28 protein-coding genes and 1 rRNA gene are annotated in these 25,237 nt (G+C 66.9%); 6 read left to right on the top strand and 23 right to left on the bottom strand.

Translation table 11 applies throughout. The features are described from left to right. Both BW996_RS20185 and ptsP read right to left on the bottom strand, forming a co-directional pair. Positions 1–335 (bottom strand): 16S ribosomal RNA (locus BW996_RS20185); the annotation flags it as partial. A 308-nt stretch (positions 336–643) separates the two neighbouring features. Then, on the bottom strand, positions 644–2,428 hold the full coding sequence (gene ptsP, locus BW996_RS20180; RefSeq protein ID WP_051631891.1) for a phosphoenolpyruvate--protein phosphotransferase: 1,785 nt from the start codon (positions 2,426–2,428) through the stop codon (positions 644–646). A 143-nt stretch (positions 2,429–2,571) separates the two neighbouring features. Here ptsP and BW996_RS20175 point away from each other — a divergent pair, with 143 nt between their 5' ends. Continuing rightward, positions 2,572–3,435: a GNAT family N-acetyltransferase gene (locus BW996_RS20175; protein ID WP_037481519.1), complete on the top strand. Its 864-nt coding sequence runs from the start codon at positions 2,572–2,574 to the stop codon at positions 3,433–3,435. A 33-nt stretch (positions 3,436–3,468) separates the two neighbouring features. On the opposite strand, the gene BW996_RS20170 is transcribed toward BW996_RS20175, so the two are convergent. The 16 genes from BW996_RS20170 to fliF all read right to left on the bottom strand — a co-directional run bounded on the left by BW996_RS20170 (position 3,469) and on the right by fliF (position 16,706). Next, complete coding sequence (locus BW996_RS20170; RefSeq protein ID WP_037481516.1) at positions 3,469–3,741, bottom strand: HPr family phosphocarrier protein; 273 nt, start codon at positions 3,739–3,741, stop codon at positions 3,469–3,471. Then, on the bottom strand, positions 3,710–4,168 hold the full coding sequence (locus tag BW996_RS20165; protein WP_037481512.1) for a PTS sugar transporter subunit IIA: 459 nt from the start codon (positions 4,166–4,168) through the stop codon (positions 3,710–3,712). Before BW996_RS20165 ends, BW996_RS20170 begins: the two co-directional genes overlap by 32 nt. A gap of 67 nt (positions 4,169–4,235) precedes the next feature. Then, a complete protein-coding gene (locus BW996_RS20160) occupies positions 4,236–4,787 on the bottom strand; it encodes a hypothetical protein (RefSeq protein WP_139330974.1) in 552 nt (183 codons plus the stop codon). Between the two features lie 60 nt (positions 4,788–4,847). Further along, the gene (fliR, locus tag BW996_RS20155) at positions 4,848–5,612 is read right to left on the bottom strand and encodes a flagellar biosynthetic protein FliR (RefSeq protein WP_037481509.1); all 765 of its coding nucleotides are present in this window, start codon (positions 5,610–5,612) and stop codon (positions 4,848–4,850) included. Positions 5,613–5,635: 23 nt separating this feature from the next. Continuing rightward, positions 5,636–5,905 (bottom strand): flagellar biosynthesis protein FliQ, encoded by a 270-nt coding sequence (gene fliQ, locus BW996_RS20150; RefSeq protein WP_037481506.1) that lies wholly within the window; start codon positions 5,903–5,905, stop codon positions 5,636–5,638. A 34-nt stretch (positions 5,906–5,939) separates the two neighbouring features. Further along, positions 5,940–6,668: a flagellar type III secretion system pore protein FliP gene (fliP, locus tag BW996_RS20145; protein WP_051631893.1), complete on the bottom strand. Its 729-nt coding sequence runs from the start codon at positions 6,666–6,668 to the stop codon at positions 5,940–5,942. Positions 6,669–6,714: 46 nt separating this feature from the next. Further along, positions 6,715–7,089: a flagellar biosynthetic protein FliO gene (fliO, locus tag BW996_RS20140; RefSeq protein ID WP_076459076.1), complete on the bottom strand. Its 375-nt coding sequence runs from the start codon at positions 7,087–7,089 to the stop codon at positions 6,715–6,717. A 28-nt stretch (positions 7,090–7,117) separates the two neighbouring features. After that, entirely contained in the window at positions 7,118–7,564 is a 447-nt protein-coding gene (gene fliN / locus BW996_RS20135) for a flagellar motor switch protein FliN (protein ID WP_037481502.1), read from the bottom strand. Beyond that, positions 7,557–8,564, bottom strand: coding sequence for a flagellar motor switch protein FliM (gene fliM, locus BW996_RS20130; RefSeq protein WP_037481500.1), 1,008 nt, complete (start codon positions 8,562–8,564; stop codon positions 7,557–7,559). Before fliM ends, fliN begins: the two co-directional genes overlap by 8 nt. 36 nt (positions 8,565–8,600) lie before the next feature. After that, entirely contained in the window at positions 8,601–9,194 is a 594-nt protein-coding gene (locus tag BW996_RS20125) for a flagellar basal body-associated FliL family protein (protein ID WP_037481498.1), read from the bottom strand. Between the two features lie 132 nt (positions 9,195–9,326). Then, entirely contained in the window at positions 9,327–11,192 is a 1,866-nt protein-coding gene (locus BW996_RS20120) for a flagellar hook-length control protein FliK (protein WP_037481496.1), read from the bottom strand. A 4-nt stretch (positions 11,193–11,196) separates the two neighbouring features. Continuing rightward, positions 11,197–11,655 (bottom strand): flagellar export protein FliJ, encoded by a 459-nt coding sequence (locus BW996_RS20115; RefSeq protein WP_037481494.1) that lies wholly within the window; start codon positions 11,653–11,655, stop codon positions 11,197–11,199. Positions 11,656–11,675: 20 nt separating this feature from the next. Then, entirely contained in the window at positions 11,676–13,106 is a 1,431-nt protein-coding gene (fliI, locus tag BW996_RS20110; protein ID WP_375131512.1) for a flagellar protein export ATPase FliI, read from the bottom strand. Continuing rightward, on the bottom strand, positions 13,103–13,960 hold the full coding sequence (locus tag BW996_RS20105) for a flagellar assembly protein FliH (RefSeq protein ID WP_051631888.1): 858 nt from the start codon (positions 13,958–13,960) through the stop codon (positions 13,103–13,105). The genes fliI and BW996_RS20105 overlap by 4 nt, the downstream gene beginning before the upstream one ends. Beyond that, positions 13,944–14,939, bottom strand: coding sequence for a flagellar motor switch protein FliG (gene fliG / locus BW996_RS20100; RefSeq protein ID WP_037481492.1), 996 nt, complete (start codon positions 14,937–14,939; stop codon positions 13,944–13,946). Before fliG ends, BW996_RS20105 begins: the two co-directional genes overlap by 17 nt. 21 nt (positions 14,940–14,960) lie before the next feature. Beyond that, positions 14,961–16,706 carry a flagellar basal-body MS-ring/collar protein FliF gene (fliF, locus tag BW996_RS20095; RefSeq protein WP_037481526.1) on the bottom strand — a complete coding sequence of 582 codons (1,746 nt, stop codon included), beginning with the start codon at positions 16,704–16,706 and terminating at the stop codon, positions 14,961–14,963. A gap of 163 nt (positions 16,707–16,869) precedes the next feature. Here fliF and fliE point away from each other — a divergent pair, with 163 nt between their 5' ends. Further along, a complete protein-coding gene (fliE, locus tag BW996_RS20090; protein WP_081838090.1) occupies positions 16,870–17,208 on the top strand; it encodes a flagellar hook-basal body complex protein FliE in 339 nt (112 codons plus the stop codon). Between the two features lie 90 nt (positions 17,209–17,298). Here fliE and BW996_RS20085 read toward each other — a convergent pair whose 3' ends face one another. The 5 genes from BW996_RS20085 to BW996_RS20065 form a co-directional block, all read right to left on the bottom strand. Beyond that, positions 17,299–18,057 carry a flagellar brake protein gene (locus BW996_RS20085; RefSeq protein WP_081838089.1) on the bottom strand — a complete coding sequence of 253 codons (759 nt, stop codon included), beginning with the start codon at positions 18,055–18,057 and terminating at the stop codon, positions 17,299–17,301. A 14-nt stretch (positions 18,058–18,071) separates the two neighbouring features. Continuing rightward, on the bottom strand, positions 18,072–18,392 hold the full coding sequence (locus BW996_RS20080) for a flagellar protein FliT (RefSeq protein WP_037481489.1): 321 nt from the start codon (positions 18,390–18,392) through the stop codon (positions 18,072–18,074). 79 nt (positions 18,393–18,471) lie between these two features. Continuing rightward, on the bottom strand, positions 18,472–18,855 hold the full coding sequence (fliS, locus tag BW996_RS20075; RefSeq protein ID WP_241461955.1) for a flagellar export chaperone FliS: 384 nt from the start codon (positions 18,853–18,855) through the stop codon (positions 18,472–18,474). Between the two features lie 282 nt (positions 18,856–19,137). Continuing rightward, complete coding sequence (fliD, locus tag BW996_RS20070) at positions 19,138–20,589, bottom strand: flagellar filament capping protein FliD (RefSeq protein WP_037481484.1); 1,452 nt, start codon at positions 20,587–20,589, stop codon at positions 19,138–19,140. A 134-nt stretch (positions 20,590–20,723) separates the two neighbouring features. Then, complete coding sequence (locus tag BW996_RS20065) at positions 20,724–21,569, bottom strand: flagellin N-terminal helical domain-containing protein (protein ID WP_037481482.1); 846 nt, start codon at positions 21,567–21,569, stop codon at positions 20,724–20,726. A gap of 337 nt (positions 21,570–21,906) precedes the next feature. Between BW996_RS20065 and BW996_RS20060 the strand changes: the two genes are divergently transcribed. The 4 genes from BW996_RS20060 to BW996_RS20040 all read left to right on the top strand — a co-directional run. Then, the gene (locus BW996_RS20060) at positions 21,907–23,097 is read left to right on the top strand and encodes a tetratricopeptide repeat protein (protein WP_037481479.1); all 1,191 of its coding nucleotides are present in this window, start codon (positions 21,907–21,909) and stop codon (positions 23,095–23,097) included. 301 nt (positions 23,098–23,398) lie between these two features. Beyond that, positions 23,399–23,722 carry a flagellar transcriptional regulator FlhD gene (gene flhD, locus BW996_RS20055; protein ID WP_037481476.1) on the top strand — a complete coding sequence of 108 codons (324 nt, stop codon included), beginning with the start codon at positions 23,399–23,401 and terminating at the stop codon, positions 23,720–23,722. A 38-nt stretch (positions 23,723–23,760) separates the two neighbouring features. Continuing rightward, on the top strand, positions 23,761–24,297 hold the full coding sequence (gene flhC, locus BW996_RS20050) for a flagellar transcriptional regulator FlhC (RefSeq protein WP_037481473.1): 537 nt from the start codon (positions 23,761–23,763) through the stop codon (positions 24,295–24,297). Positions 24,298–24,904: 607 nt separating this feature from the next. Then, positions 24,905–25,237: helix-turn-helix domain-containing protein (locus tag BW996_RS20040; RefSeq protein WP_139330962.1), on the top strand; the 333-nt coding region annotated here is incomplete at its 3' end.

Below are 25,237 nucleotides of genomic sequence, written 5' to 3'. Positions count from 1 at the left end.
CCGTAGGAGTCTGGGCCGTGTCTCAGTCCCAGTGTGGCTGGTCGTCCTCTCAGACCAGCTACAGATCGCAGGCTTGGTAGGCCTTTACCCCACCAACTACCTAATCTGCCATCGGCCGCTCCAATCGCGCGAGGTCTTGCGATCCCCCGCTTTCACCCTCAGGTCGTATGCGGTATTAGCGTAGCTTTCGCTACGTTATCCCCCACGACTGGGCACGTTCCGATGTATTACTCACCCGTTCGCCACTCTCAAGGGTTGCCCCTCTACCGTTCGACTTGCATGTGTAAGGCATACCGCCAGCGTTCAATCTGAGCCAGGATCAAACTCTTCAGTTCGATCTTGTTGTTTGCTCAAGGAATTGAAGTGAACTTCACTTCTCTATCCATGAGCGTTTAAGGTCACAAGGACCCGGACCCGAAGATCCGAGACACTCGCCTCAAACGCCCACGCTTATCGGCTGTTGATTTTTAAAGAACTTGTCGCCTCGCCGGCTACAGCGAGGAGGCGAACTTTAGCGATTCTTTTTTTGCTCGTCAAGACCTTTTGTTCTTTATTTTTTGAACTTGTCTCTAGAACAAATGCCCCTCGCAGCAGCGAGGGGCCCAAAATGTAGCGCAGCACCTCACGAAGGTGCAAGCCCCCTTCAAGCAACCTGCGCGATGGCCGCCAAGGCCCGGACACGCCCTGCAGCCCAGATCGCACGCGGATCGTCGCCGACCAGAGCCAGTGCGGCCTGCGGCTCCAGTGCAGCGATCTCGGTGCGCAGGATGCGCTGCTTGATGGCGGGCAGCTGGCTGGGATGCATGCTGAAACTGCGCAGGCCGACAGCCAGCAGCATCTCGGTGAACTCGGCGTCACCGGCCATCTCGCCGCAGATGCAGACCTCCTTGCCGGCAGCACGCGTGGCCTGGATCGTCGAGGCCACCAGACCGAGAACCGCAGGATGCCAGGGATCGTAGAGATGGGCGACGCTCTCGTCGGCACGGTCGATCGCCAGCGTGTACTGGATGAGATCGTTGGTGCCGATCGAGATGAAGTCGAAGTGCTTCAGGAAGATCGGCAGCATCAGCGCCGCGGCGGGCACCTCGATCATCGCGCCGACAGCGACATCGCCAAAGGCGATGCCGTCGCGTCGCAGCGACTCGCGGGCACGCTCGATCATGTCGAGCGCGGCGCGAATCTCGCCGGGGTGGCTGATCATCGGCACCAGCAGCCGCACCGACCCGTGCTGCGCCGCACGCAGGATGGCACGCAGCTGCACCATGAACATGCCCGGATCGGCCAGGCTCCAGCGGATCGCCCGCAGGCCCATCGCCGGATTGAGCGAATGCTCGTGGCGCAGCTCGCTCAGGCTCATCCGGTCGAGCGGCTTGTCAGCGCCGATGTCGATCGTGCGGATGGTGACCGGCAGGCCGCGCAGCGCGATGACGACATCCCGATAGGCCTCGTACTGCTCCTGCTCGTCGGGCAGCCGCCCGCCGCGGTTCATGAACAGGAACTCGCTGCGGAACAGGCCCACGCCCTCGGCGCCAGCTTCGACCGCCGCCGCCGCATCCGACGGCAGCTCGATGTTGGCCAGCAGCTGGACGCGCTGCCCGTCCAGCGACACGGCAGGGCGATGGCGCAGCCGGGCCAGGCGATCGCGCTCGAGCTGCCCCTGGCGCTGCCGGAAGCGATATTCCTCGAGAATCATCGGCGACGGATCGACGATGACCAGGCCGGCATCGCCATCGATGATGATCCAGTCGTCCTGGCGGATGATGCGGCTGGCATCGCGCGCGCCGACCACCGCAGGAATGTCCAGACTGCGTGCGACGATCGCGGTGTGCGAGGTGCGCCCGCCGACATCGGTGACGAAGCCGCGAAAGACGCCACCCTTGAACTGCATCATGTCGGCGGGAGAGATGTCGTTGGCCACCAGCACGACCGGCACATCGCCCTCGCATGAGACGACGGGCCCCAGCGCGGACGCGTCACCGTGTCCCGAGTGCGCCGCCAGCGTGCGGATCAGCCGCTCGGCGACCTGCTCGAGATCGGCCTTGCGCTCGCGCAGGTACTCGTCCTCCATCTCGTCGAACTGGCGCGACAGCGTCTCGAGCTGGGCGGCCACCGCCCACTCGGCGTTGTAGTGACGCTCCTCGATCCACTGGCGCGTCGCGCTGGCCAGCACCTCGTCGTGCAGCAGCATCAGGTGCACGTCCAGCAGCGCGACCAGTTCGGCGGGCGTGTCGCCCTGGACATCGAGCTTGAGCGCCTCGAACTCCCGGCAGACCTGATCGCGAGCGGCCTTCAGCCGGCGGATCTCTGGCCCGACCTGATCCGCCTCGATGAAATAGTGGGCGACATCGACCCAGCTGGAGGCCACCAGCACCGCGCGCCCGATGGCCACGCCCCGTGAAACCGGCAATCCGAATACCTGAACGCTCATGGGGCCATGCTATCAGCGCCCCCGTCTGCCCGCACCGGGATCGGCCCTCATCCGCAAGCCGCCCCGTCATCGCGCCGTCATCGCCACGACATGCGCAGGTCACCGCACGGACCGAGCATCACGCCAATGACGAGGAGCGATCGATGAGGGAACTTCCGCTGCCCACGATGCCGCTGGCCGAGCTGCCAGCCGGCCGCCGCCGGGGACTTCTGCCGAGCCGGCCATCCACGCCGTCGCCGTCGGGTGCGGCCACTGCGGCGGCTGCGCCGGAGCGGCTCAGCGTCGGCTGGGCACGGCACCAGGACGAGGTGCGCGAAGCCCAGCGGCTGCGCCATCAGGTGTTCGCGGTCGAGATGGGCGCCAGGCTGTCGCCGGTGAGCGGCACGCCCGAAGGCCATGATGCCGACCTGTTCGACCCCTACTGCGAACACCTGATCGTGCGCTGCCTGGACGAGCGCTCGCCCCAGGCCGGCGAGGTCATCGGCACCTACCGGGTGCTGACGCCGCAGGCCGCGCGACGTGTGGGCGGCTTCTACAGCGAGACCGAATTCGACCTGACCCGGCTGCGCCCGCTGCGCGATCGCATGGCCGAGCTGGGCCGCTCCTGCGTGCACGAGGACCACCGCCAAGGCGGGGTGATCCTGGGCCTGTGGGGTGCGCTCGGCAGCTTCCTGGTGCGCAACGGCCTGGATTCGGTGATCGGCTGCGCCAGCATGTCGATGCGCGACGGCGGCCATGCGGCCGCCTCGCTGTGGGATCGTCTCTCGCGCACCCACCTGGCGCCGATCGAGCTGCAGGTGCGTCCGCGCCTAGCGCTGCCGGTGGACGATCTGCGACGCGACCTGCCGGTCGAGGCGCCACCGCTGATCAAGGGCTATCTGCGCTGCGGCGCGACGGTGCTGGGCGCGCCGGCCTGGGATCCGGACTTTCACACCGCCGATCTGCCGATGCTGCTGCAGCTGCGCGATCTGCCGGAAAAGTACCGCCGGCATTTCCTCGGCCACTGAGCGGCCGGGCCACGGCCAGCCGCCACGCTCGGCTCAGCCGCCTTCGCCGAACTTGTCGTCGATCAGGGCGCGCAGGGCGTCCATCGCCTCCTGCTCGCGCTCTCCGCTGGTCTCGATCTCGAGCTCGCTGCCGACCCCGGCGGCGAGCATCATCACGCCCATGATGCTCTTGGCGTTGATGCGCCGACCGTTGCGGTTGCTGATGAAGACATCGCAGGGAAAGCTGCCGGCCAGCTTGGACAGCTTGGCAGAGGGCCGGGCATGCAGCCCCAGCCTATTGCTGATGGTGATGGTGGTCTTGATCATGGGCACCGGGAAGAAAAGCCTGGTTCTGCGGCCGGGTCGAGGCGATCGGAAGCACGCCCTGCGCACCACCCTGCACCGCACGGGCGAACAGCTCGTCCAGCCGCGCACGGCCGGCATAGTTCAGCGTGCGCCACAGCATCGGCACGTTGACCCCGGCGAGCGCGCGCACACGGTTGCCGTCGACCAGCCGCTGCGCGATGTTGGAGGGCGTCGCGCCGAAGACATCGGTCATCACCAGCACCTCGGGATCGTCGTCGAGCTCGTCCGGCAACAGCGCGCGCGCCTGGGCCTCGAGCGCCTCAGGGCCCGTGTCGGGCAGCACGTCGAGCACGAGCAGCTGCTGCGCCTCGTCGGGAAAGGTGTGTGCCGCGATGGCCTTCAGCGCGGAAGCCAGCGGGGCATGGGCGATGATCAGCAGACGGGCCATGGGACGATTGCGGCATTGCAAGGGTGCGGCATCATGCCATGCACGGCCGATTCGTCACGCGCCCGGATCAAGGCGCCGGCCGCAGCGAGCCGATGAATTCCTGGGCCCGGTCGCGCCAACGCGACACCGGCTCGCCGCGGGTGATCGCGACCACCTGCAGCACCTGCAGGCCACGCGCGGCGATCAGCACCTCGGCCTCGACCGGACGGGCATCGGCACTGCGCCCGCTCAGCAGCAGGCGCCGGGCCTCCTGCTGCGGGGTCAGGCCGGGGCCTTCGGCGGCGCGAGACTGGGACTCCTCGGCCTGGAGATTGGCCGCCAGCCGGCCGCGCAGATGGCGCAATGTCTCGGACACCCGCCCCGGATCATCGACATCGAAAGTGGTGACCGACCAGCCCAGCCCGCCCGCATCGCAGCTGGACATGCGCGCCGGCACGCTGCGCTCGAGCAGCCGCACCGCGCGCTCGGCCCGCTCGGGCCGGCAGGGAAACTGGATCACCAGGCCGTCGGTCACCGCCACGTCGCGCCAGTCGAGCGCCGGCGCGCATCCGCCCGCCAGCAGCACGACGGCAAGGCCACAACGCCGGAGCAACGGATGCAAGGACAGGAGGATGGCCATGCCCCGATTGTCGGCGGCGGCCCGGGCAGGCCGGCACCGGCCTTTCCCGCACAGGCCGAATCAGGGCTGGAACAGTCCGAGCAGCCGCTCGAGCACCGCCAGCATCGGGCGCTGCAGCAGCGGCAGCGTCAGCAGCAGGCCGAGCAGGCCGACCGAGATCGTGACCACGAAGCCGATCGAGAAGATCTGCAGCTGCTGCGCCACGCGGGAGATCACGCCCAGCACCAGGTTGACGAACAGCAGCATGGCCACCGTCGGCAGCGCGATCCACAGCCCGTAGCGGAACAGCTCGGCACCCCACACCTGGGGCTGGATGCTGCGCAGCAGATCGAAGGGATGGTCGGTGACCGGAAACTGGTGGAAGCTGGCCACCACCACCTCGACCAGCAGCAGATGCCCGTTGATCACCACGAAGAGCCAGGCCGCCATGGTGTTGAACAGCCGCGCCGACACGGTGCTCTGCCCGCTGGTGGTGGGGTCGAAGAAGGTCGCGAAGTTCAGGCCCATCTGCAGGCCGATGACTTCGCCGGCGAACTCGATCGCGGTGAACACCACCTTGGCGGCAAAGCCGATGGTCACGCCGATGAAGACCTGCTGGGCCACCATCGCCAGCGCGGTCGGGGTGTCGAGCGGCAGCACCGGCATCGGCGGCAGCACCGGCTGGGCGCACAGCGCCGTCAGCAGGGCCAGGCCGATGCGCACGCGCACCGGAATCACCCGCATCGACAGCACCGGCGCAGCCGCGAACAGGCCCAGAATGCGCAGCAGCGGCCAGAGCAGCGGCACGACCCACTGCAGCAGCTGCGCCTCGCTGAAGCCGATCACCGCAGGCGCACCCCGGCCCGGCCTCAGCCGACCATCGAGGGAATGGCCTGCAGCATGCGCCGCAGGTACTCGACCAGCGTGGTGATCATCCACGGTCCGGCCACCAGCAGCACCACCACCCCGGCGACGATCTTCGGCACGAAGGACAGCGTCGACTCATGCAGCTGGGTGGCGGCCTGCAGCACGCTGATCGTCAGACCGACGGCCAGGATGACCAGCAGCATCGGCGCGGCCACCATCAGCAGGATGGTCAGCGCCTCCTGGCCGATGGTGAAGACGAGGGAGGAATCCATCAGGGCGGTCCTGGAGCAGGGCGGCGGGGGCCGGTCAGGTGGCGAAGCTCGCCGCCAGCGAACCCAGCAGCAGGTTCCAGCCGTCGGCCAGCACGAAGAGCATCAGCTTGAAGGGCAGCGCCACCAGCACCGGCGACAGCATCATCATGCCCAGGCTCATCAGCACGCTGGCCACCACCATGTCGATGACCAGGAAGGGAATGAAGATCAGGAAGCCGATCTGGAAGGCCGACTTCAGCTCGCTGGTCACGAAGGCCGGCACCAGCACCCGCAGCGGCACCTGCTCGGCCTTGACCGAGGCGTCGATGCGACCGAGCTTCATGAACAGCGCCATGTCGGACTGGCGGGTCTGCTTGAGCATGAACTGGCGCATCGGCACCTCGGCACGCGAGGCAGCCTCCTCGAAGGTGATCTGCGCGGCGGCATAGGGCTTGTAGGCCTCGGTATAGACCCGGTCGAGCGTCGGCCCCATGACAAAGAGCGTCAGGAACATCGACAGGCCGATGATGACCTGGTTCGGCGGGGAGGACTGGGTGCCCAGCGCCTGGCGCATCAGGCTCAGCACGATGACGATGCGGGTGAAGCCGGTCATCATCATCAGCATCGCCGGCAGGAAGGACAGCGAGGTGAGGATCAGCAGCGTCTGCACCGGCACCGAGTAGGTGCTGCCGCCACTGCCCTGCCCCACCACGATCGGCAGCCCCCCCGGCGCAGCCGGCGTGTTGGCCAGCGCCGGCGCGGCGGCCAGCAGCGCGGGCAGCATGGGCAGCGCCAGCCGGACCATCCGGGGCAGAAGAGGCTTCGGCGGCTCAGCGTGCATGATCGTTCTCGCGGGCGGACGGCACCGGCCCGGAGCGGCGCCAGCCCTCGAGCAGGCGCCGGAAGGCCGCATCGACCGGCGGCATGCCAGCGGCAGGCAGGGCATCGGCCGGACCGGCCGGCAGCTGGTGCAGCACCGAGACCTGCTGCGCGGTCACGCCCAGGAGCAGCCGGCAGCGCGACTCGCCCTCGCCGACCTCGACCAGCACCAGCCGCTGCTGCGGCCCCAGCGAGGTCTGCGACAGCACCCGCATCAGCGGCATGGCCATCGCCACCGACCGGAGACCGCCCCAGCCGCTGCGGCGCAGCAGCCACAGCGCCGCGGGAATCGACAGCAGCACCAGCGCCAGCCAGAGCAGCGACATCAGCGACGGCCCCACGGCCACGCCCCCGTCAGCCACCGCGGGAGAGCCGGCGCATGCGCTCGCTCGGCGTCACGATGTCGGTCAGGCGCACGCCGAACTTCTCGTTGACGACCACCACCTCGCCCTGGGCGATCAGGTAGCCGTTGACCAGCACGTCCATCGGCTCGCCGGCGACAGTGTCGAGCTCGACCACCGAGCCCTGCGCCAGGTGCAGGATGTTCTTGATCGGAATGCGGGTGCGGCCCAGCTCGACGGTGAGCTGCACCGGGATGTCGAGGATCAGGTTCAGATCCTTGCCCCCGGCCATGCCGGCAGCGCCCCCGCCGCGCGGACCACTGTCGAAGTCGGCGAACGGTGCCGGCGTACCGAAGCCGCCCGGATCGGACGGCTTTTCCTCGAGCGCGGCCGCCCACTCGGCGGCCATCGCATCCTGTTCTGACAGGTCAGTGAGGTCGACCGAGGGATTTTCAGGCATTTTGATCTCCTATCCAGCTGACCTGCTGGTTGGTCAGCACACGCTCGATACGGATGGCGTAGTGGCCGCCGGAGGTGCCGTAGCCCGCCTCCAGCACCGGCACGCCGTCGACATGGGCCTTGATGGTCTTGCCCAGATCGAGCTCGATGAAGTCGCCGACCTTCATCGCCAGCAGCTGCTCGACGGTGGCGGGCGCCTTGGCCAGCTCGGCGACCAGCTCGACCTCGGCCGACTGGATCTGGTCGGACAGCAGGCTGATCCAGCGCTTGTCAGCGCCGGGGGCCTCGCCCTGGTTGTTGCTGCGCAGCACGTCGCGGATCGGCTCGACGTTGGCATAAGGAATGCACACCCGCACAGAGCCGACCGATTCGCCGATCTCGATGGTGAACACCGTGGTCACGACGACATCGCCCGCAGCGGCGATGTTGACGAACTGCGGCTGCATCTCCGAGCGCTGGTAGGTGAGCTCCAGCGGATAAATGCCCTGCCAGGCCTTGTTGTATTCGCGCAGCAGGATCTCGACGATGCGCATGATGACGCGCTGCTCGGTGCCGGAGAACTCGCGGCCCTCGATGCGCGCCGGGAACTTGCCCACGCCGCCGAACAGCGCGTCGATGAAGGCGAAGATCAGCGTGGGATCGCAGACGAACAGCGCCGAGCCACGCAGCGGCCGCATCGAGACGACGTTGAAGTTCGTCGGCACCATCGTCTCGCGCAGGAAGGCGCTGTACTTCTGCACCTTCACCTCGCCGACCGAGATCTCCAGGTTGCGCTGGGCGAACTCGGTCAGCGCCGGCATGACGTTGCGGGAAAAGCGCTCGTTGATCACCTCGAGCATCGGCATGCGTCCGCGGACGATGCGATCCTCGCTGGCAAGGTTGTACTCGCGCACCGACCCCTTGGGCGGGCGCACGCCCTCGGTCTCGGCGACGGGAACATCACCGGTCATGCCCTGCAGGAGGGCGTCGACCTCATCCTGGGACAGGTTCTGCTGGCTCATGGGGTGCTCGCTGCGAAACCGGGCGCCGAGCCACGCTCACTGGACGATGAAACTGGAGAAGTGGACCTGCTGGACGGGGTTGTAGACCGGCGCACGCTTGCGCTTCTTCTTGCCCTCTTCCTCGCTCTCTTCGTCGATGTTGATGCCCATCGGGCGCACCACCTCGCGTGCGATCTCGGCGGCGAGCTGCTCCTTGCCCTCGCGGCCCTGCAGCTCGGCGGCGGTCTTGTGCGACAGGATCATCAGCACCGCGTTGCGGATCGCCGGCATGTAGGGCTTCATCTCCTCGGCGAACTTCGGATCGTCGATCTCGAGGGTCACGCCGATCTGCGCGTAGCGGTCGGCATCGCGGTCGGCCAGGTTGACGACAAACGGATCCAGCGGCATGTAGGCCGGCGGCAGCTTCGGGTCGCGCTTGGCCGGCTTGGGCTTGGCAGCCGCATGGGCTTCCTCGCCACCTTCCTCGGCGGCGGCAGCCTCGGCGGCCTCGGCGGCCTTTTTCTTCCAGATCATGAAGCCGGCACCGCCACCGCCCAGCAGCAGGACCACGACCACGCCGATGATGATGAAGAGCTTCTTGGAATTCTTCTTGGGAGCGGGTTGTTCCGCGCTCGCTGCCGCAGCCGACATGTCCTTCTCCTGCTGGTTGAGCCCCCCGCACGAGGGGCATCCGGATAGGGACGATTATTTGAAAACGGGGCGGGTGGCGAAGATCGGAAAAGCGCAGCAAAACCGGCGATTGATCCGACCCGCCCCGAAGGCTCAGGCAAACAGGTCGAGGCCGCCGGCGCGTGTCGGCGGCCGGCGGACCGGTGCCGGCTCGACCGGATCGGCAGGTCGTGCCCGCCCTTCGGGCAGGTCGACGACAAAGCCGCCGCCCTGGCGGGACGAGGCCTGCTGACCGCCGGCATCACGGGCCCTGCCCTCCTGGAAGGCGCCCGAGCCGCCGGATCCGCCCGAACCGCTGGCCAGCGAATCGGAGCTGGCGCCCGACGCGGCCACCGGCGCGGTCTCGCCCACCGAGCTGCTGCGCAGCGACAGTCCGTCCTCGCCCAGCGCCGCCGCCAGCGCCGGCAGCGACTGCTCGAGCTGCTGGCGGGTGGCCGCCTGCGTGGCGGCGAAGTCGACCGAGGCCACCGAGCCCTCGATGGCGATGCGTACCGACACCGGCCCCATCTCGACCGGATTCAGGTGCAGCGTGACCTCGCGCAGCCCGTGACGCGACAGGCTGGCGTGCTGCGCGACATGCGCCACCATCTCGTCGGCAAAATCAGGATGGCCAAAAGGCGTCTCGACGCGCGACTCGGCCACGACCGCCGGAGCGGCCGACGCCGGGCCCTGGACCGGCACCGTCGCCTGGGCCTGAGCCAGCGCACCTGCCCAGTCCTCGGCCGATCCGGCAGGATCGATGCGCGTGGCCAGCTCGGCCCGGTCGTTCGGCGCGGTGGCGCCCGCACGCAGCGCCTCCAGGCCAGCGCTGGGGCTCGGGACGTTCGGCATGCGGCGGTCGGTCGGACTGACCACACCGCCCTTGGGCTCGGCTCGGGCCAGATCGGCCTGGGTCTCCGGCACGCTCCCTACCGAAGTCCGCGACATGCCGACCTGTGCCGCGGCCTGCAGCCGCAGCGAGGCCTGCAAGGCCCGATCGGCCGCGAGAGCGGCTTCGGAAGACAGCCTGTCGGACGACAGGATCGGACTGCTGCCGCGCGCCTGCGGCTCCTCCGCCGCACGAACAGTCCGACCGGACTGCCGCGAGAAAGCCGTTTCGCCCAAGGCCGCCAGAGCCGGGCGGACTTCGGAAGAGGCACCCGCGCCGGCTGCTGCGGCGCGGGCGGCATCCGCGACAGGCATGCTGTCCGGCAAACGCCGCTCCGGGGCGCGGCCGGCCGGCGGCAAGGCCGCGCGGAAGTCCGCAGCGGGATCGGCATCCGGTACGGTGGCCTCAGGGACGGCGGTCGCGCCCGGCATCGCACCAGCCCCGCGCTGCAGCCGCGCCGGTTCACCGGTGCCCACGGATGAGGACACCGGACCTGCGGAGACCTCGCTCGACTGCGGCGGAGCCATCTCGGACGGCGGCAGCGGCGTCAATCCCGGTGCGGGCACCGCCGCCGGATCCGGCATCATCGGCAACTGCAGCTCGGGAGCGTGCGGCGGCAGTCCGTGCTCCATCCGCAAAGGTGCGCCGGCCTCGTCGGGCGCGGACTCATCGACCTCGAATCCACCCGGTGCGTCGCCCCCGGATGGTGTCTCCGAAGACGCCAGCAGCGCGGCGAGCCGATCACCCGAGACCGCTTCAGCGCCCGTGCTGGCCTCCGCCAGCACCGCGCGCGCCGAGACCATCTCGCGCCCGGCAGCGGCATTCATGCGCAGCCGCAGCAGTGCGCTCAGGCTCAGCCCCCCCAGCTCAGGAGCGACGCCCTCGCCTGCCGCAGACAGCGATCGGCCCGCGGCTTCGGGATCGGCCGGCAACGCAGTCTGCGCCGTGGCGGCGCCGGTCATCGACGACGACAGCAGCCCCGCGAAGGTCGCGCCGGTGCCAGCGCCCGAGCCCACCTCGGCGGAGGATGTGGCGCCACCACGGCCGGCACGCGCCGGCAGCGGGGACAGGTTGAGCAGGGAAGGATCCATCACGTCATCCGCCGTGGCCGGCGGCCTCCTGAAGTCGGTTCCAGGCCATGCGCGAGGCACGCTCGTCGATCTGGCGCTGCTCCTGGCGGTCCTGGTGATGGCGGACCGCATCGGTGCGCCGCTTGATCAGCTTGTTGATCGCCGCGACCCGGCGTTCGGCCTCGAGCGTCTCGGACTGGCGGTGCGTCAGCACCTGTCGGGCCCGGTCGACCTGGGCCGACTGCATCGACACCGCCTGGTGCAGCCGGTCGGTGAAGGCGTGGTGGCACTGCACCAGAGGCATGGTGACCGACTGGCGCATCGCGCTGCTCCAGCGCGACTGGTGATCACGGCTGTAGGTCGAGAGCTGTTCATGCTGGCGCAGCGCCGCGTCCAGCGCCGCATCGGCGCGACGCTGCTGGGCCAGCGCGGCATCGCGCTGGCGTTCGGCATGTTCGAGCAGGGTGACGAGGGACTGGGTCATCGATGGACTTCGGTCGGGGTTCAGACGCGGGTGATCTGGCGCAGCATCGCGACGCTGTCGCGCAGCTGCGCCCGGGCATGGGTGTCCTGCTGCAGCAGCGCCATCATCGCGGGCTGCGACTTGACGGCGGCGTCGAGCTCGGCATCGTGGCCCGGCACATAGGCGCCGAGCTGGATCAGGTCGCGCGCCTTGCTGAGCTTGGACAGCAGCTTGCGCATCTGTCGCGCCGCGGCGATGTGCTCGCGCGGCACGACGTTGTTCATCACCCGAGAGATCGAGCGCTCGATGTCGATGGCCGGGTAGTGGCCCGACTCGGCCAGCTCGCGCGACAGCACGATGTGGCCGTCCAGGATGCCGCGCGCGGCGTCGGCGATCGGGTCCTGCTGGTCGTCGCCCTCGCTGAGCACGGTGTAGAAGGCGGTGATCGAGCCCTGGCCTGGCCGGCCGTTGCCGCTGCGCTCGACCAGCTGCGGCAGCTTGGCGAAGCAGCTCGGCGGATAGCCCTTGGTGGCCGGCGGCTCGCCGATGGCCAACGCGATCTCGCGCTGCGCCATGGCGTAGCGGGTCAGCGAATCCATCAGCAGCAGCACGTCCAGGCCCTGGTCGCGGAAATGCTCGGCCACCGCGGTGGCGTAGGCCGCGCCCTGCAGCCGGCTCAGTGGCGGCGCATCCGCCGGCGCGGCCACCACCACCGAGCGCGCCCGGCCGTCCTCGCCGAGGATGTCCTCGATGAATTCCTTGACCTCGCGGCCGCGCTCGCCGATCAGGCCGACGACGATGACGTCGGCCGCGGTGTAGCGCGCCATCATGCCCAGCAGCACCGACTTGCCCACGCCGGTGCCGGCGAACAGGCCGATGCGCTGGCCCTTGCCGACGGTCAGCATCGCGTTGATCGAGCGCACGCCGGTGTCGAGCGGCGTGCGCACCGGGTCGCGGTCCATCGCGTTGATCGGCCGGCGCACCAGCGGCATCGGCTGCACGCCGCTCAGCGGCCCGCCGCCGTCCATCGGCCGCCCGCCCGCGTCGACCACCCGGCCGAGCAGGCCGTTGCCGATAGGCAGATGGCAGGAGCGGTCCTCGGTGCGGCGCCACATGTGGCGGCTCTCGCCGAGCTCGAGCGCGGGCACCGGCACCTCCATCGGCACCACCCGCGCGCCGCTGGCCAGACCGTGGATCTCGCCGGCCGGCATCAGGAAGGCACGGTCGCCGGTGAAGCCGACCACCTCGGCCTGCACCGGCGGCTGCCCCGGCATCAGCACCTCGCACAGCGAGCCCACCGGCACGCGAATGCCGACCACCTCGAGCACCAGACCGGTCACGCGCACCAGCGTGCCCTGCACCAGCAGCGGCGCCTCCAGACTGGCCCGCTCATGCATTTCCTCGAGAAAGCGCACCCAGCGCCCAGGAATCTCGCCGGGGCCCGAACGGGCGCCATCGCGCATCGCCGTCATGAATGCGCCCCGTCGCCCGAGGGATCGGCCAGCGACAGCGGACCGAGCGCCGCCATCGCTCGCGCCCAGCGGGTGGCCACCCGCGCGTCGACCGTGCCCAGGTCGGACTCGACCAGGCAGCCGCCGCGCTCGATGTTCGGATCCGCCACCAGCCGGGCATGACGGGTGCTGAACAGATCACCGCAGCCCTGCTCCACCGCGACCAGATCGGACGGATTGAGCCGCACGCGGATGTGGCGCGCCGACAGCAGCACCTCGCCCAGCGCCTCCTGGGTGACACGCACCACCGCGGCGGCCGGCGTCTGCAGCTCGGTGCGCAGCACCTGGCGCGCCACCTGCAGCGCGATGCCAGCCACCCGGCGCGCGATCGCCTGGTCCAGCCCGTCGAGCTGGCGCTGGAACTGCTCCAGCACCGCAGCGATCGGCACGCCGACCTCGGCCTCATGCTGCTGACGATAATCCTCGAGCGCGTTCAGGCCCTCCTCGCGGCCGATCCGCAGGCCCTCGTCGCGACCGAGCGCGCGGCCCTTCTCGAAGGCCTCCTCGGCCAGATGACGGGCCCGGGCCTGTTCGGCCTGGCGGGTCTCCTGGACCGCACGCAGCACCTCGGGCGGTGGCGCCGGCGGCTCGGCCGGGGGTGCCGGCTCGCCGGTGCGGCGGGCACGGGCAGAGGCTGGCACATCGAGCCGCCCCGGACTCCAGCGCACCACGTCGCCCAGTTCCTCGCGCGGAATGAAGCGGGTCAGCGAAGGCGGCACCGCCGCCGGCAGCGCCTGCAGGTCGATCGGCGCAAAGCCGGGGTCGCGCGCCTGGCGCTGCACCCGCTCGGCGAAGGACTCAGAGGAACTGGCCATCGCTGCCTCCGCCCAGCATCAGCTGACCTTCGTCCGACAGGCGACGCGCGATCTGCAGGATCTCCTTCTGCTCGGCCTCGACCTCGGCGACCCGCACCGGGCCGCGCGAGGCCAGGTCCTCGCGCAGCATCTCGGCGGCGCGGCTGGACATGTTGCGGAAGATCTTCTCGCGCAGATCGTCGGTGGCGCCCTTGAGCGCGACCAGCAGCGACTCGCTCTGCACTTCCTTCAGCAGCGCCTGGATGCCGCGGTCGTCCACGCGCATCAAGTCGTCGAAGGTGAACATGCTGTCGGTGATCTTCTGCGCCAGCTCGGCATCGGTCTCGCGGATGTAGTCCAGCACCGAGGCCTCGATCGCGGTACCCAGCAGATTGAGCACCTCGGCCGCGCTCTTGACGCCGCCCATGTTGGCCTTGCGCATGCGGTCACCGCCGGCCAGCACCTTCGAGAGCACGTCGCTGAGCTCCTTGAGCGCCGCCGGCTGCACGCCGTCGAGCGTGGCCAGGCGGATCATCACCTCGTTGCGGTGCCCCTCGGGGAAGCGGCGCAGCACCTCACTGACCTGCTCCGGCTCGAGGTGGACCAGGATGACCGCGACGATCTGCGGATGCTCGCGGCGCAGCAGATCGGCCACCGCGGCCGGATCCATCCACTTGAGGTTGTCGATGCCGGGCGCGTCATTGACCCGCACGATGCGATCGATCAGCAGATTGGCCTTGTCGTCGCCGAGCGCGCGGCGCATCACCCGGCGCACATACTCGTCGGTGTCAAGCTCGAGCAGGCCGGCGTCGTGCACCTGCTCCTCGAAGCGCAGCAGCACCCGCTCGTAGCGGTCGCGCTGGATCGTCTTGGTGCGGGCCATCTTCTCGCCGAGCTTCTGCGCCTCCTTGGGCGTGAGGTGGCGGAAGACCTCCGCGGCCTCCTCCTCGCCCATCGAGATCAGCAGGATCGCCGCGTCCTCGAGTCCCTGGTCATCCATGGATCGACATCCTCAGGTTCATCATTCGGCTTCGGTGCCATTGACCCAGCCGCGCAGGATGCGCGCCACCGCGGCCGGATTCTTGCGGGTCAGGTCGCGCACCTCGTTGAGGCGGCGATCCGACGGACTGAGCTCCTCCGGCGCCGCCAGGGCCGGCGTCGTGCCTGCGGCGCCACCGGTGCCGGCATCGGTCAGGGCCGGCAGTTCCTCGACATCGTCGACCACCGCATCAAGGCGGTTCTTCTCGCGCTCGAGCTCCTCGGCCTTGCGCATGTCGCGCAGCACCGGCCGGATCACGCCGAACACCACCGCCAGGCCCAGCGCCACCAGCGCCAGCGGCACCGCCAGCGTGCGCACCATCTCCAGCAGCTGCGGCTGCTTCCACAGCGGCAGCTCCGAGGTGTCGACCTCGACCGGGCGGAAAGGCGCATTGACCACCTTGACGGTGTCGCCCCGCTCCTTGACGAAGCCGACGCTCTCCTGGACCAGCGCGGTCAGCTTGTCGAGCTCCTCCTGCGACAGCGGCTGCGAGGTCGGCTGCCCCTTCTTGTCGGTGCCGGCGCGGTGGTTCACCACCACCGCCACCGCCAGGCGCTTGACCGTGCCGGTGGCGGCGCGAACCACCCTCACCGTCTTGTCGACCTCGAAATTGGTGACCGCATCACGCCGACCGCTGGAAGTGACCGCTCCGGCGGCGCCCCCCATCGGCTGCATGGTCTGGGCCGTGCCATTGACCGGCGCGCTGGCACCGGCCACCGGCTGGTTCGAGGCCGCACCGGGCACGCCTCCGACCATCTGGCCACTGCCGGCCCCGCCGAGGTTCTCCGAGGTCTGCGAACTGCGCACCGCAGCAGGCTGGCCGCCCTGGTTGGGACGGAACTCCTCGGTGGTCGACTCGGTCTGCGAGAAATCGATGTCGGCCGAGACCTGGGCGCGCAGGTTGTCGCGCCCGATCACCGGCTCAAGGATGTCGAGAATGCGCTTCACATAGGCCTGCTCGACCCGGCTGACATGCTGCACCTGGGTGGCATCGAGCATGTTGGTCACGCCGCTGCCGTCCTGGGCCTCCGACAGCAGCGCGCCGGTCTGGTCCAGCACGCTGACCGCCCGCGGGCTCATCTCCGGCACGCTGGCCGACACCAGATGCACGATGCCGGCGATCTGGGCCCGGTCAAGCGTCTGCCCCGGATACAGCGTCAGCAGCACCGAGGCGCTGGGCTTCTGCTGGTCGCGGAAGAAGCCGTTCTGGTTCGGGATGGCCAGATGGACGCGCGCAGCCTCGACCGCCGACAGCGCGGTGATCGAACGCACCAGCTCGCCCTCGAGGCCGCGCTGGAAGTTGAGCCGCTCCTGGAACTGCGTCGTGCCGAAGCGGGCGCCGTCCATCAGCTCGAAGCCCACCGCCGATCCCTTGGGCAGCCCCGCCTGGGCCAGCTTCAGCCGCACGTCGTGCACCTGGTCGGCCGGCACCAGCACCGCGCCGCCGCCCTCGCTGAAGCGATAGGGCACATTCATCTTCGACAGCTGCGCGACGATCGCGCCACCATCCTTGTCGGAGAGGTTCGAGAACAGCACCCGGTACTCGGGGCGGCTGCTCCAGAGGACCGAAGCGACGATCAGCGCCAGCATCGCCGCCACGCCGCCGGCCAGCATCGCCTTGCGACGCGGCGGCAAGGCGCCAAAGCGCTCCGTCAGCCGGGTCGGCCCGACCGCGAGGGTCGACGACTGGGGCGCAGTCAGTGTGGTCGGGCTGCTGGAGAGGTCCATGTCCATGTGTCAGTGGGCGCATGCCAGGACGGTCATGCCTGAACTGGATTATTCGGAGACCTGAGCCTCACGATGGTCCGAACAGCTTCGCGAACCCCGGGTTCTTCATACCATGTCGACAGGTGCGGGCGCGTAGGATGCCCAAGCTGTGGAGGTACACCTCATGGACGTCAGACTCAAGCCCTTCGACTTCTCCCAGGCCCTGGCCCGCACCGGCGCACTGACCGATGCGGCTGGCGCGACGAATGCCGCCCGCCGCACCACCGGCAGCGAACGCCGCGAGGACTTCTCCGGCGTGTTCAGCAACGCGCTGAAATCCGTCAGCGCCGCGCAGAACGAGGCCGGCCGGCTGCAGCGCGAGGTCTCGCTCGACAGCTCGACCGTCTCGATCGAGGAGACGATGATCGCGATGCAGCGCTCCACCATCGGCTTCCAGATGGCACTGCAGGTGCGCAACCGCGTGGTGCAAGCCTACAGCGAAGTGATGAGCATGCAGGTCTGAGCGCGACCGCCATCCGGGAGCAATGCAAAAGGCCCTGGCAGCCGCCAAGCTGCCAGGGCCTTCTTCATCAATCTGGGTCAGAGCTCTGGGTCAGAGCGTCAGCAGGCGCGAGCGACGCTGGGTCTGGTCGATGTAGCGCTGCAGCTCACGCTCGGCCACCAGATCGAGCCCGGCCAGCTCGCAGCCGATGCGCCAGTAGGCTCCGCCGATCGCCTCGACACGCGACACATGCGAGACCACCAGGCCGGTGTTGATGCGCGTGCCGGCATCGAGCTCGAGCAGCACGTTGGGCAGGCGCTGCCCGCGCCGGAACAGCTCCAGCGGCTCGGCCAGCATCAGCGCCACGCCGGTATAGCTCAGGTCGATGATGCGCAGCTCGAGCTGGCGGCCGGCCAGCTCCGGAGGCGCCATGCAGGCCTGGGCTCGGCCACGTCCGATCGGCTGCACCCGGAAACTGCTGCGGCGCTGGAAGCGGAAGACCTCGCGCGGATAGGACGCATTGAGCACGCTGCCGGCGCGGCCGTTCACCAGCACCAGATCATCGACATCGAACTGGATCTTCACATTATCCAGATAGGCGGTGGCGGTGAGATCGCCCGCGCAGACCAGCCGCTGGACCGCCTCGGCCTTGGCGTCGGCGGAGAACACCAGCACCTGGTGCTCGCTGTCCTCCGCCCACAGCGAGGTGGAATAGGTCGGCAGGTCGGCGCCACCCAGCGACACCGGGATGTCGTTCTGCACCATCTGCCGCAGCAGCGCGCGAATCTCGACCTGAGAGCGCACCCGCAGATCGGACGCAGCCGCCTGAGTCGCCGGATCGTTCCTCCGGCTCGAACCGTCTCGTGACATCGCGCCTCCTGCGCTCAGTGCAGCACGTTGTGCCCGGGGTGGACGAGCATGTTGTCGAGGTCCTCCAGCCACGGCTCGGCCAGGATGCGGATCTCGGCGTCGTTGCGCAGGATGCGCTGCATGATCCGGGACTTGACCTGGACCTCCTCGCAGGCCAGCTGCCTCTGGTGATCGGCCGCATGCTTGAGCTGGGAGATCAGCACGGCGCAGGCGCCTTCGAGCTTGACGACCCGATCCCAGTTGCCGACGCGGGCCGCCTCCAGCATGTCGGCACTGGCCTGCTCGATGGCTTCGTAGTACTGCAGCAGCGGGCTCTTGCGGACCGGATCCGGCATCAGGTGTCGGGCAGTGGCGGCTTTGGACATGGTGGACCTATGGGAACACGTGGTGCGGCGGACGCGGCAAGCGTCCGGGTCAGGCCCTCGCCCCGCGCGCCACCTGCGGACCGATCTCGACCCAGGCCTCGCGGATCGGCCGGATCAGCCGGTCCGCTTCCTCGAGGATCGAGACGTCGTTGCGCAGGTTGGCCAGCGTCAGGCGCGAAATCACGTAGCTGTAGAGCGCGTGAAGGTTGTGGGCCACGTCGCCACCGGCCTCCAGGTCGAGGGCGGCCCGCAGGCCCTCGTCGAGGATGCGCACCGCCCTGCCGATCTGCTGGCATTTCACTTCGATCAGCTTCGCCTGCATGGCCAGCCTCGCGCGCCCGACGGATTCCAGGAAACCGTCGAACAGCATCAGCACGAGCTGATGCGGCGAGGCCGCTTCCACCTCGGTCTCGAGACCGACCTGGGCGTACATGCGGGCGAACTGCTGCGCGCGACCGAAGGGAGATGACACCATGGCAGGAGAGAATGCGCTGTGATACATGGCTGGGTTCTTCTCTGGAGCTGGGGCGATGGCGAACAGTTGTCACTGTCTTATCGTCGCGCCCGCGCCCCGACTTGAAGCATTGGCAGGGGTGGATTCAGGACAGTTCCGGAGACTGCCTTTCAGCGATGCCAGTCTGCGCACCCATGTCGTGCGCCAAAGCAGCGATAAAGCTGCATAGCACCATGGACCTTTGGCAAGAAAACCGAAAAATCAGTAGTAGTAGTACAAGCTGCTCAGCCCTGACACCGCAGAGCTCAGCGAGTTGATCTTGGTCATCTGCTTGTCCAGGGACTGGTACTGCTTGTTCAGTCGCTCCTCCACACCGACCAGACGCGTCTCCAACGCCGATTGTCGGTCCGTGTTGCGCTTGAGTTGACTGCGCAACCCATCCGTGCGAGAGGTCACGGCCCCCTGCGACCCCTGCATCTCGTCTGCATACTTGCGGAACCGGGTCATGATGCCCGTCAAGGCTGTCGTGCTGCCATCTCCGCCATTAAAAAGACTCTTCGCTTGCTCTGGGTTGAGAAGTGCTGAATCCAGCTTGGATGCAGTTAGTTCAAGTTTTCCGGATGCATTCAAAGACACCCCAATATCGGAAAGCCGCTTCAAGGAGCCACTACCAGCACCGTCAAACGACTCGAAGATCATCTGGCGCATTTTTCCTTGAATCCCGATCGCCGTGCGATCCGATTGCAGTTTTCCCGCAGTCTTGGTCGCAGCGTCGTACTTGGTCTCCGCCTTGATGGTGTCATTCAAGCCATTGAAAGCCGAAATGAATTCATTGAGCGCCGTCTTGACACCCGAATGATCCGCAGAAACCGTCATGTCCACAGCGCTGGCGGTAGTTTTGCTGATCTTGATGGACAATCCCTCAATGGCAGAATCAATCGTGTTGGATGCCGAACTGATCGGCAGTCCATTGATCATGACACTTGCATTTCCCGCGGTCTGATTTCGGATCATTGGCGAAGAAGATCGTGCGTCATACGCCAACGCGGAAAGGCCTGTCGCAGCATCACCGTCATCAGCAGACTCCGTGACCGTGATGCGGAAAGCGTTCTCCTCTCCTGTGGCGGATGAGCGCAACGTCAGCCTGGCCCCCGAAGCATCCGTGACAATCCCCGCTGTCACGCCCGCACCGGCCTTGTTGATCTTGTCCCGAATGGCGCTGAGCGATGTTTCCCCGGCCCCGATGTCGATATCGATGGCTGTCGCCCCAGCCTTGGCACTGAAGCCTGTCGGGGAAGCGCCTCCAGTCCATGATCCCAGCTCAATGGTCAAGCGACCTTCAGACAAGGTGCTGGCACTGCCCGCAAAGATGGCACTGCTGAGCGTCTGGGTGGTCGCCAGTGCATTGACTTGCAAGGAGTGCGACCCGGCTGCACCATTTTTTCCGCTGATCGGCGTGACCGTTGCAACGGAAGCATCCGAGACCACCGTCGAGGTCTGCCCCCACAAGGTGGTCGAGTTGAAAGCCGCCGCCTTATCTCGCAAGGTGGACAAGCCGCTCTGGATCTTGCCGAATGACGAGATTTTGGCATTGATTGATGTTTCTTCCGTCTGCAGCGTTTTCAGTGGCTGCCGCTCAATCGTCATCAACTGGCTGATGATCGAGCTCACATCGAGACCACTCCCTAGACCAGATGCAGTCAATGCAGCCATGACAGGCTCCTTCAGAAATCAGAGGTCAAAACGGCAACGCGCGAAACCGGCAAGCCAGTTTCGCGCACAGATCGTCAAGCATTTCCAGATTGAAGACCGGAGCGAGCCACTCGCCCCAGCGTCACATCACTGGATCAGCGCAGCAGCGACATGACCTGCTGCGGCTGCTGGTTGGCCTGCGCCAGCATCGTATTTCCCGCCTGAGCAAGAACCTGGGCACGCGACAGGTTGGCCGATTCGACCGCGAAGTCAGCATCGACGATCCGACCACGGGCAGCAGAGACGTTCTCGGAGGCAACGCTCAGATTCGAAACCACATTTTCGAACTTGCTCTGCTGCGCACCAATATATGACCGAGCCTCGGTCACATCATTGATCATTAGGTCAAGGTCATCGATTGCAGTCTTGGTCTTAGCATCATCGGTCTTAATATCAGTAGTAGTGACAGCACTGAGCTTGGTAGCAACTGTGTTTGCCACTTCAGCTTCGAACTCAATCGTCAGAGTATCTTCGGTGGTAGTGCCTGCACCAACTTGGAAATCGGTATCTTTGGCAGCACCAGCTTTCAGGAGCTCCTTGCCATTGAACTTCGTTCCATCCACAATCCGAGTGACTTCCTCCGCCAGCGACTGATATTCCTTATCCAGATTTTCTTGATCAGTCGTGCTGTTGCTACCGTTGCGGGACTGAACCGCCAGTTCGCGCATGCGCTGCAGCGACTCCCCGACCTTGCCCAGGGCACCCTCAGCCGTCTGAGACATAGAAATAGCATCGTTGGCATTGCGCGATGCCACCGACATGCCGCGCACCTGCGAAGTCATGCGTTCAGCGATGGCCAGACCGGCCGCATCATCCTTGGCCGAGTTGATCCGCAGGCCGGTCGACAGACGCTGCATCGAGGTCGACAGCGAGCCGTTGGTCGACTGCAGAGCGCGCTGAGCGCTCAGCGAGGCCATGTTGGTGTTGATGGTGGTAGGCATAGCTACTCCAGTGAAGTCTGATGCTGATGAGCTGGTGCCGCTCCCGGCACCTGTTCTCGGCTCGTCGCACGAAGAGATCCGAGCCGTGCCTGAGTTTTCGACGGCCTGCGCCCCACCTTGAGGCCGAACTGAGCATTTTTTTCACCCCAGTTCGCACCACTGAGCGCCAGCGCGCATCACGCTCCTGCCGCGTCACACAGCCGGTCAACGTGTCAAGAAGAACACCAATTGGTACCGCTTCAGCCCCGAAAAAGTGAAACATTCAGTGCTAGAAACGCTCGCATCCTTCTTCGCGTGACGCCATGCCGGTGGCCACGCCCGCTCCGGAGACCTCCTCATGCTCAACCTCGTCGTCGCCTGTCTCGGGCAGGACATCCGATGGATCGACGAGCTGCCTGCCTCCTGCGGGATCAGGCTTCATGCGCCGCGGCACCACGAGGCCAGCGCGACCGAGATCCATCTGCGCCACCTGCTGGACCTGCCAGGCGCCGCGCCGCACGACCTGACCGTGCTCTGCGATGACACGCCCTTCGAGGGCTCACCCGCGCTGCTCGGTCTGCTCGACCGCTCGGAACAGTGGAGCGATGTGCAGCCCCTGGGCTGGCCCCAGACCTTGCGTGACCTGAAGGAGGAAGATCTGCACCTGCATCCCGGCCAGCGCGACTGGATCGACGGGCTGCCGGTGGAGCCCCAGCATTTCTGCCCCCGCAGCCTGTCGACGCTGGGCGGACGCGACGCGGAGACACAGTGGCTGGCCCGCCAGTACCGCCGCCTGCACGGCTTGTCGCGGTGCGAGCACCTGCTGGGCCATTTCCTGGATCTGTGCGGCCTGGACGAGCTGGCGACGGCATCCCGCCGCAGCGACCTGGGCCGCCGGGCGCCAGGCGGGATTCTCGCGGTGCGGCAGACGGTGCTGGAGGCTGCGGTGCGGCAACATCGCCAGGCGCTGACCCATGTGCTCGAACGGGTTCTGCCCGGGCAGCCCCTCCATGCTCGCCTGTGGGAACACGTCTGGCTGCATCTGTTCGGTCTGCCCTTCGTCACGCTGGAGGCCTTGCCGCGCCCGCCCGCCCCACCCGCCCCGGCCCGACTCGATGCCGCCATGGCGCGCGCGATGGCCTCGATCGACGCCACGCTGGCGCGCGCCACCCGAGGCAGGCCCGACACCGTCACGCCAGCGCCGTTCCATCTGCCCGCCCGGGCGATCGCAGCCAGTGCGCCGGCAGCCCCGATGGACGAGGCCATGCGGGCTTTCGGTCGAGGTGATTTCGAACAGGCCGCCCGTCAGGCCCGCCAGGAACTGATGCGGGCGCCTGACCAGGAGCACAGCCGTTTCATGCTGGCCATGTCGCTGGCCGCCCAGGGACGCAGTGAAGAGGCCTTGGACCAGTTCGAGCGTCTGCGGGGCCGGGGCGAGCAGGGCGTGCTGTCCTCGCGAACCACTCCGCAGACCACGCCGGCGCCCTCCGTCTCGAACAGCACCGGATCGCCAGCGAAAGACCGGCATTCCTCACGCTTTTCCGGCTGACATGCACAAATCGCGGATCGGGAGAGAGGCAGTTTCCAGACTTCGCCGATGGCAATGAAAATCCACGAAATTTCACACTCGGCGCCATTTCGGGACATACCAGCGCCCGAAATGTCCGGCACCGGATGACAGCCTGTAGGAATTTGCCTGACACGTTAACGGAATCAGGGTGACTCGAGACACGGAAGAGGGATGATGTTCCCGCCCAGTTCGGCTCTTCAGAATCCGCTCCATCGACACACCGCCCCGCAGCACAGCAGCCGCCGGGCAACCCCGACAGACACACCGCCAGGAGCAAGCCATGAATTCCGACCAGATCCTCGCCGAGATCCGCGAAGCCAACCTGTCGTACCTGATGCTGGCCCAGAGCCTGATCCGTGCCGACCGCGAACAGGCCCTGTTCCGCCTGGGCGTCTCCGAGGAGACCGCCGCGCTGCTGGAAGCCCTGTCGCCAGCGCAGATGCTGAAGATCGCCGCCTGCAACACGCTGCTGTGCCGCATGCGCGCCGACGACGATCTGGTCTGGGGCCTGCTGACCAACCACGGCAAGAGCGCCGCCAACGAAGGCGTGTCGCGCCTGCATGCCAGCATCCTGATGGCCGGCCGCCACCGCGAAGCCGCCTGATCCCGGATCCGGACCCGCGACGCGAGGGGAGCACGACCATGAAGACCAAGAGCATCCTCACCGAAGCCCGCCAGATCGAGCGCGCCGTCACGCTGATCAAGCTCGGCGCCCGTCTGCAGGTGCTCGAGTCGGAGACCGATCTCTCGTACGAGCGGCTGCTGCGCCTGTACAAGGAAGTCGCCGGCAAGTCGCCGAGCAAGGGCCAGCTGCCCTTCTCGACCGACTGGTTCATGACCTGGCAGCCCAACATCCACGCATCGCTGTTCCTGAACACCCACGAATACCTGAACAAGGTGGCCGAGCTCGAGGAGATCGACACGGTCATCAAGGCCTACCAGCTCTATCTCGAGCAGACGCAGGCGCAGAACCTCGAACCGCTGCTGTCGATCACCCGGGCCTGGCGGCTGGTGAAGTTCGTCGACAACGGCATGCTGACGATGACGAAGTGCTCCAAGTGCGCAGGCAGCTTCGTCACCCATCCGCACGAGATCGCCAAGCACTTCGTCTGCGGCCTGTGCAACCCGCCAGCGCGTGCCGGCAAGGGCAAGGCCAGCGGGTCGCTGCAGCTGCACTGAAGTCCTCCTCCCTGAGCCCGAACAAGGGCTTTTCACAGTCCGGCCTTGCCGGACTTTTTTCTTGAAGCGCTGGAGATGTCCTCATCTCTGGCGCTTTTTTTATTTAGGTCCTTTTTGTTCTGCCTAGAAGATAGATCACTCAAGCAGCAGTCGTCATACACCATGAGCCACAAAGAAAACACAGTGGGCCTATCCACAAAGGTAGGCCAAAGCACAATAAATATTGGAGCATACACATATAGACACGAAAATATATCAATAAGACAATATGGAGAAGGGGTAAACCTAACAATAGGTCGATTTTGCTCAATAGCATCGTCCATAACGATATTTCTTGGAGGTAATCATCGAACAGACTGGATAACAACATACCCATTTGGACATACGCACACCCAATCATTCCCAACGACCAAGCCGATAGGTCACCCCTCAACAAGAGGGGATGTGATTATTGGCAACGACGTATGGATCGGCCATGGAACCACCATCATGTCAGGGGTCACGATTGGTGCAGGGCGATTGCATTAGCCACCGCCCCGATTGAGTGGTAACAAGGCACGCTCTAAACTGAAGTGCAACACCGCAATGAAATCAACAGGTTGAGCCGATGGGACAAGAGTATTCAAGCCTGAGTATCGAGGAGCGCACGCAGCTTGGGCTGCTGGCCTCGCAGAAGCTGACCCAGCGTCAGATTGCCCTGCAACTCGGTCGCTCGGCCTCGACCATCAGCCGGGAACTGGCGCGCAATCAACACCCGAAACGGGGCTACCTGGCCGCTGGCGCCCAGCAGCAGGCCAGTCAACGCCGGGCGCAGGCCAAGGCCGGCGTGCGCAAGCTCGGCGCCCAGTTCGACACCCCGCTGGGCAAGTTCGTGCGCCACGAACTCCAGCGCGCCTTGTCGCCCGAACAGATCGCTGGCAGGCTCAAGCGCATGCACCCC

Origin of the sequence: Sphaerotilus natans, assembly GCF_900156335.1 — a bacterium.
Taxonomy (GTDB): domain Bacteria; phylum Pseudomonadota; class Gammaproteobacteria; order Burkholderiales; family Burkholderiaceae_C; genus Sphaerotilus; species Sphaerotilus natans.
Note: the sequence above shows the minus strand (reverse complement) of the source record. Positions and strands in the feature narration are given on the sequence as shown.